This is a genomic window from Streptomyces sp. NPDC052114 (assembly GCF_040680155.1).
Taxonomy (GTDB): Bacteria; Actinomycetota; Actinomycetes; order Streptomycetales; family Streptomycetaceae; genus Streptomyces.
Window position 1 is genome coordinate 41,472 of record NZ_JBFAWC010000027.1, and the last position, 13,382, is coordinate 54,853.

Here is a 13,382-nt window from a genome sequence, read left to right on the forward strand (position 1 = left end):
AGGACCTTCAGCTGGCCCGTGCGTACGACGGGGTTGTGGCCCTCGCGCAGGACGGGCGGCTCAACTCGCTCCTGGGCGTGGGCTACGCGGACCGTCGTCCGGGGTCTTCGGTGCGGTACGAGGTCGACGTCGGCGCCCCGGAGTTCTCCCTCCCGGCCGCGCGTCGCCTCCATCACCTCACGGAAACCCTCCTCACCCCGTAGCGCCCCCAGCACCGGGGCGGGCGCCACCTATATCGCCGCCCGGCACCGGGGTTCTTCCCCGCCTGCGCCGGGGCTGGAGCCACCTTTATCGCTGCCCGGCACCGGGGGCTGTGCCCACCCGTTCCGCCGTGCGGAACGCCTGCCCACAGCAGGAGCGGCTACCCAGCCAGTGCCGCCGCCCACAGCGGAGCGGCACGGTCCCGTCCGCCGCGGCGCGGGCGCACCGGCCCCCACCGGGTCGCACGCGCCTGACCGGCCCGAGGGGACGTGGGGGTATGTGCGAACGGAGCACCGAGCCAGCAATAGCGTCTTTGGACTTGGGGCGGGGCGCAGGGATGGCGAGTACGCACATACCCCCGCGGCCCCGCCCCACAGACGGACATAGGGCGCACCGGCAGACGCCAACGCAGCCCCGCCCCACAGACGAACCCAAGGCGCACCAGCCCAAGGCGCCCCGCCAGACGTCACCGCCACCGCCACCCGCCCCCGAGACGGACAACAGGCGCCCCCCTACCCCCGGTTCAGGTAAGCCAGTACCGCCAGTACCCTCCGGTGGCCGCTGTCCGTCGGGGGGAGGCCCAGTTTCGCGAAGACGTTGCCGATGTGTTTGCTGACGGCCCGGTCGGAGACCACCAGCGTCGACGCGATCGTGGCGTTGTCACGGCCCTCCGCCATCAGCTGCAACACCTCCCGCTCACGCGGCGTCAGCGAGTCCACCGGATCGTCCCGCCGCCGCGTCAGCAGTTCCGTGACGACCTCCGGGTCCAACGCCGTCCCGCCCCCCGCCACCCGCTCCAGCGCGTCCAGGAACTCGTCGACCCGCCCCACCCGGTCCTTCAGCAGATAGCCGACCCCGCTCGCGCCCCCGCCCAACAGCTCGGCGGCATACGTCTCCTCGACGTACTGGGAAAGGACCAGCACCGGAAGACCCGGAATCTCCGCCCGCGCCGCCAGCGCCGCCCGCAGCCCCTCGTCCCGGAACCCCGGCGGCATCCGCACGTCAAGGACGGCGACGTCCGGCCGGTGTTCGAGGAGCGCCGGCAGCACCTCGGGACCGCTGGAGGCGACGGCCACCACCTCGTGCCCCGCGGAGGTGAGCAGCAGCACCACCCCCTCCCGCAGCAAGGCGTTGTCCTCGGCGATCACCACGCGCACGGCAGCTCCACTTCGATCACGGTCGGCCCCCCGACGGGACTCGACACCCGCACGGTCCCGTCGAGCGCCGCGACCCGCCGCCGCATCCCGAGCAGCCCGCTGCCCCCCGCGTCGTCGGCCCCGCCCCGCCCTTCGTCCCGCACCACGATCCTCAACACCGCGCCCGCCCGCGAAAGTTCCACCGCGGCCCGCTCGCTCCCGCTGTGCTTGGCGGCGTTGGTCAGGGCCTCCGCCACCACGAAGTACGCGGCGGCCTCCACCGCGGCGGGGGCGCGCGGCCCCTCCTCCACCCCGTCGCCCGCCACCGTCACGGTCACGTCGAGACCGCTGCCGGCCGCCAGCGCCCGCACGGCCCCCACGAGCCCACGGTCCGTCAGGATCGGCGGGTGGATGCCGCGCACCACGTGACGCAGCTCGGTCAGCGCCTCCTCCGCCTGGTCCTGCGCGTCGTCGAGCAGCTTCTTCGCCGCCTCGGGGTCCTTGTCGTACGCCCGGCGCGCGAGCCCGACCCGCATCGAGAGGGAGACGAGCCGGGCCTGCGTGCCGTCGTGCAGGTCCCGTTCGATGCGGCGCAGTTCGGCGCCGTGCGCGGCGACGGCGCCGGCCCGCGTGACGGTGAGCTCCTCGACGCGCTCGGCGAGATCGGCGGTGCGCCGCGCCTCCGGCGAGGGTTCGAGGAGCACACGCGACCAGCGGGCGTCGAGGTCGGCGAGGCGAACGATCAACGGAAGGACCACGGCCCGGCGCCCGAGCAGCCCGCACCACACCCCGTCGACGATCAGCCCGACGCCCCACAGGGGCAGCGCGACGTACAGCAGGATCCAGCCGTAGACGAAGTGCACGAAGAGCCAGCGCAGGTCGCGCCAGGTGCAGGGGTCCTGGACGGCGGCGCCGACGCGGTCGCGCAGGCCACCGGTGAGCGGGCGGTACGCCTCGGGGACCGGCTCGCCCGTCCAGCCGGCGACGAGGCGGCGCTTGTAGCCGGTGGTGCGGCGCAGCAGCAGCACGGTCTCGGGCAGCACCCCGGCGCCGACGACGAGCAGGGTGACGAAGGCGGTGAAGACGATCAGCGCCATGAAGAGGTACGAGCCGATGGCGAGGGCGGCCCCCTTGCCCAGCTGCACCGTGGCGAGCCCCGCGCGCCGCACCGTCTCCTTCATGCGGGAAAGGCTAGGTCACGGGGTGCGGGCGCCGGGAGCGAGCGGGCTCCCGCCTCGATGGTGGAGTGCGCTACACCAAGGGTCTCGATGGTGGAGCGGGCTACACCATGGGTTCGGGAGGGCACCCCCTCGTTCCCGCGGTCCGCGGCAGGCAGAGTTGATCACAAGCCGCCGCACGGTGCGACGGCCCTACCGACCCTCCCCCGGAAGGAACCCACCATGAAGGCCCTGCTCTGGTCCGTCCTCGTGGTCGCGCTCGCCGTCAACGTCTCGACCAGCTTCGCCTTCGACGGCGTGCAGCAGGCGCTGATCAGCGTCGTCACGGGCGTCGTGACGCTCGGCGCGGGCGTGACCCTGTTCCTGACCCGCCGCCGCGACGCGTAGCCCCCGCCGGGGCCGGGCTCACAGCGCCCGCAGCCCCGCCGCCGTCGCCGCGGCGAGGCTCGCCAGGTACCCCTTGGGCAGCTCGGCCCGCACGACCACGGACCGCCAGTACAGCGGCCCCGACACCAGGTCGAGCGCCAGGTCCTCGTCGGCGCCGTCCCGCATCTCGCCGCGCGCGACGGCGGCCCGCACGATGCCGCTGGCGACCCCGTGCTGTCCCTCGCGCAGCGCCTTCTGCAGGGCCTCGGCGATCTCGGGGTTGCGGGCGGCCTCGGCCTGGAGGTCGGGGATGATCTGCGAGGCCACCGGGTGCCGCAGGGCCCGCGAGGTCACCTCGTACAGCAGCCGCAGATCGCTCTCCAGGGCGCCCGTGTCCGGCGCGGGCAGCCCCTGCACCGCTATCGCCGACACCAGGTCGAGCACCAGGTGCAGCTTGGAGCGCCAGCGGCGGTAGACGGCCGTCTTGCCGACGCCCGCGCGCCGGGCGATGCCCTCGATGGACATGCGCGCGTATCCGACGGAGGCGAGCTCCTCGAAGACGGCGGCCCGGATGGCCTCCGTCACGTCCTCGCGGAGCACGGCGGCTCCGGCGGGGGCCCTGCGGCGCGGCGGCCCGCCCTTCGTCCCGCCGCTCCCGCCCGCCCGTTCACCTGGCGTCCTGCTCGTCGTCATGCGGACAGCATAAAGCGTCACGACGATACGGTTGCGTTCCGACGTAACGACGCCCTACTCTCGGCGTTGCGACGATACGGGTCCGTCCCGACGTACGCGCCCCCATGACTCCCGAGTGAAAGCAGCGGAAGTGAGTCAGGCCCTCGACGCACCACCCCGCACCGCGGACCCCGCGGACCCCAAAGGCCCCGAGGCCCCCGCCGCCCCGGCCGACGGATCCCTCTCCCCGGCCGAGCTGGCCGCCCACTACGGCCTGTCCGTGAGCGGCGCCCGCCCCTCCCTGCCCGCCTACGTCCGGCAGCTGTGGCAGCGCCGCCACTTCATCACCGCCTTCGCGACCGCCAAGCTGACCGCGCAGTACAGCCAGGCGAAGCTCGGCCAGCTCTGGCAGGTGATGACCCCGCTCCTGAACGCGGCGGTCTACTACTTCATCTTCGGCGTCCTGATGAACACCAAGCGGGACGTCGAGGACTACGTCCCGTTCCTGGTCACCGGCGTCTTCATCTTCACGTTCACCCAGCAGTCCGTGATGGCCGGCACCCGCGCCATCTCCGGCAGCCTCGGCCTCGTGCGCGCCCTGCACTTCCCGCGGGCCTCGCTGCCGATCTCGTACTGCCTCCAGCAGCTGCAACAGCTGCTGTTCTCCATGTGCGCGCTGGTCGTGATCCTGCTCTGCTTCGGCGTCCCGCCGACCGCGTCCTGGCTGCTCGCGGTCCCGGTCCTGGTGCTCCAGTTCACGTTCAACACCGGCCTGGCGCTGGTCATGGCGCGGCTCGGCAGCAAGACCCCGGACATCGCGCAGCTGATGCCGTTCGTGCTGCGCACCTGGATGTACGTGTCCGGGGTGATGTGGAGCATCGACGCGGTCCTCAAGGACCAGCACCTGCCGCAGGCCGTCAAGGTGCTCCTGGAGTGCAACCCGGCGGCCGTCTACATCGACCTGATGCGCTTCGCGCTGATCGACAGCTTCCGGCACGACCAGCTCCCGCACCACGTCTGGGCCTGGGCCCTGGGCTGGGCGGTGCTCGCCGGGGTCGGCGGGTTCATCTACTTCTGGAAGGCAGAGGAGACGTACGGCCGTGGCTGACACTTCCCCGGAGCTGGACCCGGACCGCGCCCCCGTCCCCCCGGACCGGGCGGCCCCCACCGTCATCGTCGACGAGGTCGACATCGTCTACCGCGTGCACGGCACCGGTGCGGGCCGCGGCAGCGCCACCGCCGCCCTGAACCGGATCCTGGGCGGACGCAGGAAGGCCGAGGCGCGGTCGGGCGTACGCACGGTGCACGCCGTCAAGAAGGTGTCGTTCACCGCGTACAAGGGCGAGGCCATCGGCCTGATCGGCACCAACGGCTCCGGGAAGTCGACGCTGCTCAAGGCCGTCGCGGGGCTGCTGCCCGTCGAGCGCGGGCACATCTTCACCGGCGGCCAGCCGTCCCTGCTCGGCGTGAACGCGGCGATGATGAACGACCTGACCGGCGAGCGGAACGTCCGCCTCGGCGGGCTCGCGATGGGCATGAGCCGCGAGCAGGTCCAGGAGCGCTACGACGACATCGTCGAGTTCTCCGGGATCAACGAGAAGGGCGACTTCATCACGCTGCCCATGCGGACCTACTCCTCCGGCATGGCCGCCCGTCTGCGCTTCTCCATCGCCGCCGCCAAGGACCACGACGTCCTGCTCATCGACGAGGCCCTGGCCACCGGCGACCGCTCCTTCCAGAAGCGCTCCGAGGCCCGCATCCGGGAGCTGCGCAAGCACGCGGGCACGGTCTTCCTGGTCAGCCACAACAACAAGTCGATCCGCGACACCTGCGACCGCGTGCTGTGGCTGGAGCGCGGCGAGCTGCGGATGGACGGCCCCACGGCGGACGTACTGAAGGAGTACGAACGGTTCACGGGCGGCGGCAAGGGCTGACCCCGGGCCGGACCCGGGTCCGGCCCGCCCGGGCCCACCCCCGCCCGAACCGCCCCACCCCGGCGCAGTATCCCTTTTGTCGCATCAATACGCAGATCCTTACACTATGGGAGCGTTTAGCAACAGAAGGAGTACGCGTGCAGCCACGGCTGAGTGTTGTCGTCCCCGTCTACAACGTCGAGCTCTACCTCGACGAATGCCTGGCGTCCCTGGCCGCCCAGACGTTCACGGACTTTGAAGTGATCATGGTCGACGACGGGTCGACGGACGGCAGTGCGGCGATCGCGGAGACCTTCGCGCAGGCCGACCCGCGGTTCCGGCTGATATCCCAGGAGAACAAGGGCCTGGGCGCGGCGCGCAACACCGGCGTCCGCGAGATGTCGCCCGGCAGCGAGTACCTCGCGTTCGTGGACAGCGACGACACCCTGCCCGCCACGGCGTACGCGCTGATGATCGAGACGCTCGACGAGACGGGCTCGGACTTCGCGGCGGGCAACGTGACCCGCTTCCGCTCCGCCGGGCACGTCCAGTCGCCCGTGCACCGCGTGCCCTTCGCGGCGACCCGGCTGCGTACGCACGTCTCGAAGTTCCGCCCGCTGCTGACCGACCGCACCGCGTGGAACAAGGTCTACCGCCGCTCCTTCTGGGAGCGCCACGGGCTCGCGTACCCGGAGGCGATGCTCTACGAGGACGCCCCGGTCAGCGTCCCGGCGCACTACCTCGCCGAGTCCGTCGACGTCCTGAGCGAGCCGATCTACAACTGGCGCGAGCGCGAGATCGGCGAGCGCTCCATCACGCAGAACCGCACCAACCCGCAGGGCCTGATCGACCGCGTGAAGTCGATCCGCATGGTCCGCGAGTTCCTGCTCGACCACATCGACGACGACCCGATGTACGCCGAGCACCTGAAGGTGTACGACAACAACGCGCTCGCCGAGGAGATCCCGCTCTTCTGGAAGGTGCTGCCCGGCTCGGACGCCGCCTACCAGGAGGCCTTCCTGGAGCACGTGGGCCGGCTGGTCCGCGAGATCGGCCAGGACGCCGTCCGCGCGCTGCACGTGCCGCACAAGCTGAAGCTGTACCTGACCGTGCACCGGCGCATGGACGAGCTGATCGGTCAGCTGGAGTTCGAGAAGGAGCACCCCGGCTCGATCCCCGTGACCGGGACGCTGCACCCGAAGGCCGACTACCCCTTCCTCGACCCGACCGTCCCCGTCCCCGACGCGGTCCTGCGCCTCGACCCCGAGCTGCGGCTGCGCAGCCGCCTCGACGAGGCCGCCTGGCACGACGACAAGCTGTGGCTGTCCGGCTGGGCGTTCGCGCGCCAGCTCGGCGCCGAGTCGCGGAGCAAGGCGCTGAAGTCGCTGATCCTGAAGGAGAAGGGCAGCCGCCGCACGGTGCTCGTGCCCGCGCGCAGCCACCTGGAGCCCGAGGCGACGGTGGCCTCCGGCGCCGAGTTCCGGCACGCCGACTGGGCCGGGTTCAGCGCCCTGGTGAACCCCGCCCGCCTGCGCCACCGCGGCAAGTGGGTCGACGGTCTGTGGTACGTCCGGATCGCCGTCGCCGGCACGGGCGCCACGCCGCGGCGCGGTCCGCTGTACGGCGCGGGCACCGGCTCCGGCCAGACGCCGCCCGCGCACTGGGTCACCCAGGACGTCCGGGTGGCCCCGCAGATCCAGGACGGCGAGCTGGCCCTGCGCGTGGAGACGGCGCACGCCCGCGCCCTTGAAGTCCGCGCCGAGGGTCCCGACCTGCTCGTACGCGGTGTGCTGCGCACGGCGCCGGACGGCGCGCCCCGGCTGCGCATGCGCCACCGCGAGTCCGGCACGATCCTCACCGTCCCGCTGGACCTCGGCGCCCCGCAGGAGGGCCGCGTCCCGTTCACGGCCCGCGTCCGCGCGGCGGAGCTGACGGAGGTCCGCGAGAACCACGAGCGCCTGCGCCCGACGCAGGCGGAACGGTCGATCGCGCGCTGGGACATGTCGGTGGAGGTCGTCGAGACCACCGGCGCCGAGCCCGCGTCGACCCGCCTGGCCCTGATCCTGGACGACCGCGAGGGCTTCTCCGGCGCCCAGTTCGCGCAGGCGGACACCAGCAGGACGGTCTACGCACGCCGCAGCCCCGGCGGCTACCTCCAGCTCTGCGACCAGCCCGTCCAGCCCCTGGTGGACCACGTCTCCGTCCGCCCCGACGGCACCGTCACCCTCACCGGCAGCTACCCCGCGACCGGCAGCCACGAGCTGGCACTCGTCCTGCGCCAGACCTGGTCGGGCCACGAGTACACCTTCCCGGCGACGGCGGAGGACGGCCGCTTCGAGGCGGACTTCGTGCCCGCCCCCACCGACCGCCACGCCACCGGCACCCCGCTGCGCTCCGGCTTCTGGTGGCCCTCCGTGCAGAAGCCGGACGGCTCCCGCACCGCCGTCCAGCTCGCCCCGCCCGTCCACGGCGACCTCCCCCTGGAGGTGGCCGCGCACGGCAAGCGCGTCGAGCTCCAGGCCCGCCAGTACGACCAGCTCGCGCTGATGGCCCACTCCGAGCTGCGCCCCGACGAGCGCAGCCGCTACCGCCAGACCCGGCTGCGCACCGAGGCCTACCCGGCCGCCCGCCACGAGCCGCTGCGCGAGGCCGTCCTCTACGACGTCTTCGGCGGCCGCATGTACGGCGACTCGCCGCGCGCCATCCACGAGGAGCTGGTCCGCCGCGCCCTGCCGGTCGAGCACCTGTGGGTCGTCAAGGACGGCCAGTGCGAGGTCCCCGCCACCGCGAAGGCGGTGCGCGTGCACAGCCCCGAGTACTACGAGGCCATGGCCCGCTCCCGCTACATCGTGGGCAACACGCACTTCCCGCGCTGGCTGGAGCGGCGCGAGGGCCAGCAGATCGTCCAGACCTGGCACGGCACCCCGCTGAAGCGGATCGGCTTCGACTTCGACAACGACCACTTCGCGAGCACGCAGTACCTCCAGGACCTGGACCGCGAGCGTCACCAGTGGACGATGCTGCTCTCGCCGAACAGGTTCAGCACGCCGATCATGCGCAGCGCCTTCCGGTTCGGCGGCGACGTGGACGGCGAGCTCCTGGAGGCCGGCTACCCGCGCAACGACGTACTGCTCGCCCCCGACCGCGCCAAGCGCGCCGAGAAGGTGCGCCGCGCGCTCGGCCTGCCCGAGGGCAAGAAGGTCGTCCTGTACGCGCCGACCTGGCGCGAGGACAAGCAGCGCCACCGCGGCGGCTTCCTGCTCGACCTGCGCCTGGACCTGGCGAAGGCGCGCGAGGAGCTGGGCGGGGACCACGTCCTGCTGGTCCGGCCGCACGCGCACATCGTGGAGCCGGTGCCCGGCGCGGGCGACGGCTTCGTGTGGGACGTCGCGAGCTACCCGGACATCATGGACCTGCTCCTGATCGCGGACGTCATGATCACCGACTACTCCTCGGTGATGTTCGACTTCGCCGTGACGGGCCGTCCGATGCTGTTCTTCACGTACGACCTGGAGCACTACCGCGACCGGCTGCGCGGCTTCTACTTCGACTTCGAGAAGCGCGCGCCCGGCCCGCTGCTGCCGACCTCCGACGAGGTGATCGCCGCGCTGAAGGACCTCGACAGGACGAGTGAGCCGTACCGGAAGGCCTACGAGGAGTTCCGCGCCGAGTTCTGCGACCTGGACGACGGCCAGGCCGCGCGCCGCGTCGTCGACCGGATGCTCGCCCACCGAGGAACGGCCACCGCATGAGCACACGTAAGGGGGGCACCGCCGTGTCCGAGCCGAGCGTCACCGACGCACCCGAGCTGAGCGTCGTCGTGTACGGGCGCAACGTCCAGGGCCACCTCGGCGCCGGTCTGGACGCGCTGACCGCGCAGGCCGCGCCGGGCGTCGAGGTGATCGTCGCCGCGGTGGGCGCCTCCGCGCAGGCCGCCGCGGCGGACCGGCCCGGCGTCACCGTCGTACCGCTGCCCGAGGGCACGGGCGACGGCGCGGCCCGCGCGGCGGGCGCCGAGCGCGCGGGCGGCCGGTGGCTGCACTTCGTGCACGCCAAGGACGGCGTCCCCACGGGCGCGCCGCGCGCCGTCGCCGACCGCGCCGCCGGGCTGCCGGACGGCGTGGACGTCCTGGTCGTGGACCACGTCCGCTCGACGTGGCGGCACCAGGGGATGCCGTCCCCCGACGGGAAGTTCCTGGTCCGCCAGGGCGGCCGGGACCTGCCGCTCGCGGACTGCCCGGACCTCCTGAAGGTCACGCCACTGCTCGGCACCCGGGTGCTGCGGGCGGACTTCTGGCGGGCGCACCGCGACGAACTGGCCGTGGACGACGAGACGTTCGCCGCGTACGCCGCGCCGCTCGTCGCGGACCGCCTCGCGGCGCTCGACCATGTGGCCCTGAACGTGCGGGAGTTGCGCGCGGAGAGCCTGCCCAAGGGCGCGCCCGAGGAGCGGTACGGCGTCATCGACCGCTACGAGTCGCTGCTGCGCCTGGCGGCGGACCGGGGCCTGCCGGCGGCGCCCCGCGCGGCGCTCTACGACGTGATGGTCGGCGACTGCCTGCGCGTCGTGGCCCGCGAGAAGCTGCCGGACGCGGTGCGCAAGGAGTTCTTCCACCGCGCGTCGAAGGCCGCGGTGACCTGGCGGCCCGAGGGCCATCAGCACCCCGGCGGCCTGGAGGGCGTGCGGCGCCGCCTCCTCGAAGAGGACGCGTACACCAAGTACCGCACGTTCCAGACGGCCAACCAGCAGCGGCGCAAACTGCGTTCGGCGGTCGCCTCGCGCAAGCACAAGGTGGGCGTGAAGGTCCGCGACCTGCGCTACCGCAGGGCCCTGGAGCGGCCCGTCGACCCGGACCTCGCGGTGTTCACCGCTTACTGGGACCGGGGCGTGGCCTGCAACCCGGCGGCGATCGCGGCCAAGCTCGGCGAACTCGCCCCGCACATCCACCCGGTGTGGACCGTCTCGGCGGCGAACGTGCCGCTGCTGCCGCCCGGCACCGACCACGTGGTGCCCGGCACGCGCCGCTACTGGGAGGTGCTGGCGCGCGCCAAGTACCTGGTGAACAACGCCAACTTCCCCAACGCGGTCGTCAAGCGCCCGGACTCGGTCCACCTCCAGACGCACCACGGCACCCCGCTCAAGCGCATGGGCCTGGACCAGATGGACTATCCGGCCGCCGCCAAGGGCCTGAACTTCCACAGCCTGCTCGCGCGCGTCGACCGCTGGGACTACAGCGTCTCCTCGAACGGCCACTCCACGGAGATGTGGGAGCGGGCCTACCCCTCGCACTACGAGTCCCTCGACTACGGCTACCCGCGCAACGACGTCTTCTACGGCGCGACGGCCGCCGACGTCCTGGCGATCCGGGAGCGGCTCGGCATCGCGCCGGGCAAGCGGGCGATCCTGTACGCGCCCACCCACCGCGACTACGAGGCGGCGTGGACCCCGCGCCTGGACCTGGCGACGCTCGCCGACCGCCTCGGCGAGGACACCGTGCTCCTGGTGCGCGGCCACTACTTCTACGGCGGCGCGGCGTCCCCGCTGGCCGGGCTGCGCAAGAGCGGCCGGGTCATCGACGTCTCCTCGTACGACCCGGTCGAGGAGCTGTCGCTCGCGGCGGACGCCCTGGTCACGGACTACTCGTCGATCATGTTCGACTACGCCAACCTCGACCGGCCGCTCGTGATCTTCGCCGACGACTGGGAGACGTACGCGAAGACGCGCGGCGTGTACTTCGACCTGATGGAGCACGCGCCGGGCCATGTGGCGCGCACGCAGGAGGAGTTGACGGACCTCTTCACCTCCGGCGCGTGGCGCGACGAGGAGTCGGCCAAGGCCCGCAAGGTGTTCCGGCACCGCTTCTGCGAGTACGACGACGGACGCGCCGCCGAGCGCGTCGTACGCCGGGTCTTCCTCGGCGAGAGCGAGGACGCCCTGCCGCCCGTGACGCCGGTCGACGAGCGCACCCCGGCCCCGACGCCCGAGGAGGCGGCCCGATGACCGACACGGCGACCACGCCCGACGTCACCGTCACGGTGATCGTCTACAACGACGCCGAGCGCCTGCCGCGCGCGGTGGCCTCGCTGCGCCGCCAGACGCACGCGAACATCGAGATCATCATCAGCGACGACCACTCGACGGACAACACGCCCGAGGTCGCACGGCAGTTGGCGGCAGAGGACGAGCGCGTCTCCTACCTCCGACTGCCGGAGAACAGCGGCGGCTGCAGCGCGCCGCGCAACCGCGCGCTGGACATCGCGCGGGCCCCGTTCCTGATGTTCCTGGACAGCGACGACGAACTCCCCGAGCGGGCGGTGGAGCTGCTGCTCGCCGCGCACCGGGAGCGGGAGGTCGACTTCGCGATGGGCGCGGTGGAGCGGGTCCGCGTGGACACGGGCCGCACGTCCACCTGGATGCCGCACCTGGTGGCGGAGCGCCGCACGGTGGAGGGCATCGAGGCCGAACCGGCCCTGTTCTTCGAGCACTTGTCGACGAGCAAGATGTACCGCCGGGACTTCCTGGACAGGAACGGCCTCCGCTTCCCGGAGGGCATCCACTACGAGGACCAGCTGTTCTCGGCGCAGGCGTACTGCCTGGCGAAGTCCTTCACGGTGATCCCCGATCCGGTGTACCGCTGGTACATCGCGCCCTATGAGGCGGCCGAGTCGGCGTCGATCTCGAACCAGCGGCACAAGCTGACGAACGTCCGCGACCGCATCCACGTCCAGGGCCTGATCGACGCGTTCCTGGAGTCGAGCGGCCACGCGGCCGTCCGGGAGGCCAAGGACTACAAGTTCCTCAAGCACGACTTCCGGATGTACGCGGGTGACCTGCCGTTCCGCGACGAGGAGTGGCTGACGGGCTTCGCGGAGATCGTGAACCCGTACCTGGCCGGGCTCGCCCCGGGCGCGTACGCCCGGCTGCCCCGCGCCGAGCGGGTCGTCCTCCAGCTGGTCCGCGACAACCGTCTCGCCGAGGCGCGGCTGGCGGCGCGGGGCCTGGGCCACGGGGTGGCGCCGCGCGAGACGTCGGTGGACGCGGAGGGCCGGACGTACTGGGGCGGGCGGGTCCCTGAGTCGGCGTCGGCGCGCGCCGAACTCGACCTGACGGACCAGGGTCTCGACTCGCGCCCGTTCCCGAGCGCGCAGTTCCGCCACGAGATCACGCGGGTGGAGCGGGGCCCGGGGGCTTCTGTCGCCCTGACCATCCGCACGTACGACCCGGGCCTGCGGCTGCCCGTGGGCCCCCAGGTGGCGACCCTCCTCCTGGCCCCCGGCCGCCGCCGGATGAGGACGCCGTTCCGGCTGGACCCGGTGCGCCCCGGCGTCTTCGAGGGCACGGCCCGGCTGGACCTGGCGGCGGCGCCGCTGCCCCTGAACGGCTTCGAGGGCACGCGCCACCCGGTCCTCCAGCTGACGTCCGGCCCCCTGCGCAACACGTCCCTGCTCCTGGCCCCGCTCACCTTCCCGAGCCTCACGGCCCGGGTGGACTACCGGGGCGGGGCGCTCCCGCACGAGGTGACGGTGGAACCGGAAGGCCGGGCCTCGGGCCGCCTCCAACTCCGCTGGACCCCCACGGGAGTGACATCGAAGGTCATACGCCCCCTGGCCCGCAAGGCAGGCACAAAGGCGGGCCCCCGCCTCCGCAGGGCGGCCCGCCTTGCGGGAGCACTGACGCGCTGACGCCCCGCGTGGCCGCCCCGGTCCAGGTGACGGGGCGGCCACGCGGGCCTGCGCGGCCACGCGAACCGGGGCACCACATGGGCCGGGGCGGCCACGTGAGCCGGGGCGGCCACCTGAGCCGGGGCGGCCACCTGAACGCCAACAAGCCGCGTGACCGCCCCCCCCACCCACCCACCCGCCCCCTCCCGCACTCGGACGGGAGGAACCCGATCACCCCGCTCGATGCCGACGAG

10 protein-coding genes are annotated in these 13,382 nt (G+C 72.8%); 7 read left to right on the forward strand and 3 right to left on the reverse strand.

Going from position 1 to position 13,382, the window contains the following annotated elements; translation table 11 throughout:
- The first annotated feature begins 35 nt into the window (after positions 1-35).
- Positions 36-203: a hypothetical protein gene (locus tag AB0L89_RS37725; protein ID WP_365151868.1), complete on the forward strand. Its 168-nt coding sequence runs from the start codon at positions 36-38 to the stop codon at positions 201-203.
- A 510-nt stretch (positions 204-713) separates the two neighbouring features.
- On the opposite strand, the gene AB0L89_RS37730 is transcribed toward AB0L89_RS37725, so the two are convergent.
- Positions 714-1,358: a response regulator transcription factor gene (locus AB0L89_RS37730; protein WP_365151870.1), complete on the reverse strand. Its 645-nt coding sequence runs from the start codon at positions 1,356-1,358 to the stop codon at positions 714-716.
- A complete protein-coding gene (locus tag AB0L89_RS37735; RefSeq protein WP_365151872.1) occupies positions 1,346-2,518 on the reverse strand; it encodes a histidine kinase in 1,173 nt (390 codons plus the stop codon). Before AB0L89_RS37735 ends, AB0L89_RS37730 begins: the two co-directional genes overlap by 13 nt.
- 219 nt (positions 2,519-2,737) lie before the next feature.
- Between AB0L89_RS37735 and AB0L89_RS37740 the strand changes: the two genes are divergently transcribed.
- On the forward strand, positions 2,738-2,902 hold the full coding sequence (locus AB0L89_RS37740) for a hypothetical protein (RefSeq protein ID WP_365151874.1): 165 nt from the start codon (positions 2,738-2,740) through the stop codon (positions 2,900-2,902).
- A gap of 18 nt (positions 2,903-2,920) precedes the next feature.
- Here the strand turns inward: AB0L89_RS37740 and AB0L89_RS37745 are convergent, their stop codons facing one another.
- A complete protein-coding gene (locus AB0L89_RS37745) occupies positions 2,921-3,574 on the reverse strand; it encodes a TetR/AcrR family transcriptional regulator (RefSeq protein WP_365151876.1) in 654 nt (217 codons plus the stop codon).
- Between the two features lie 130 nt (positions 3,575-3,704).
- Here AB0L89_RS37745 and AB0L89_RS37750 point away from each other — a divergent pair, with 130 nt between their 5' ends.
- The 5 genes from AB0L89_RS37750 (at position 3,705) to AB0L89_RS37770 (ending at position 13,149) form a co-directional block, all read left to right on the forward strand.
- Positions 3,705-4,661 carry an ABC transporter permease gene (locus AB0L89_RS37750; RefSeq protein ID WP_365151878.1) on the forward strand — a complete coding sequence of 319 codons (957 nt, stop codon included), beginning with the start codon at positions 3,705-3,707 and terminating at the stop codon, positions 4,659-4,661.
- 13 nt (positions 4,662-4,674) lie between these two features.
- Complete coding sequence (locus AB0L89_RS37755; protein WP_365151937.1) at positions 4,675-5,487, forward strand: ABC transporter ATP-binding protein; 813 nt, start codon at positions 4,675-4,677, stop codon at positions 5,485-5,487.
- A 137-nt stretch (positions 5,488-5,624) separates the two neighbouring features.
- Positions 5,625-9,218, forward strand: coding sequence for a CDP-glycerol glycerophosphotransferase family protein (locus tag AB0L89_RS37760; RefSeq protein ID WP_365151880.1), 3,594 nt, complete (start codon positions 5,625-5,627; stop codon positions 9,216-9,218).
- Positions 9,215-11,467, forward strand: a complete 2,253-nt coding sequence (locus AB0L89_RS37765; protein ID WP_365151882.1) for a CDP-glycerol glycerophosphotransferase family protein — start codon at positions 9,215-9,217, stop codon at positions 11,465-11,467. The genes AB0L89_RS37760 and AB0L89_RS37765 overlap by 4 nt, the downstream gene beginning before the upstream one ends.
- Complete coding sequence (locus tag AB0L89_RS37770) at positions 11,464-13,149, forward strand: glycosyltransferase family 2 protein (RefSeq protein WP_365151884.1); 1,686 nt, start codon at positions 11,464-11,466, stop codon at positions 13,147-13,149. The genes AB0L89_RS37765 and AB0L89_RS37770 overlap by 4 nt, the downstream gene beginning before the upstream one ends.
- Positions 13,150-13,382: the final 233 nt, after the last annotated feature.

Excerpts from the sequence above, each read along its gene's own strand:
- AB0L89_RS37770 (WP_365151884.1), top strand. The coding sequence starts at position 11,464 with ATGACCGACACGGCGACCACGCCCGACGTCACCGTCACGGTGATCGTC.
- AB0L89_RS37740 (WP_365151874.1), top strand. The coding sequence starts at position 2,738 with ATGAAGGCCCTGCTCTGGTCCGTCCTCGTGGTCGCGCTCGCCGTCAAC.
- AB0L89_RS37765 (WP_365151882.1), top strand. The coding sequence starts at position 9,215 with ATGAGCACACGTAAGGGGGGCACCGCCGTGTCCGAGCCGAGCGTCACC.
- AB0L89_RS37745 (WP_365151876.1), bottom strand. The coding sequence starts at position 3,574 with ATGACGACGAGCAGGACGCCAGGTGAACGGGCGGGCGGGAGCGGCGGG.
- AB0L89_RS37735 (WP_365151872.1), bottom strand. The coding sequence starts at position 2,518 with ATGAAGGAGACGGTGCGGCGCGCGGGGCTCGCCACGGTGCAGCTGGGC.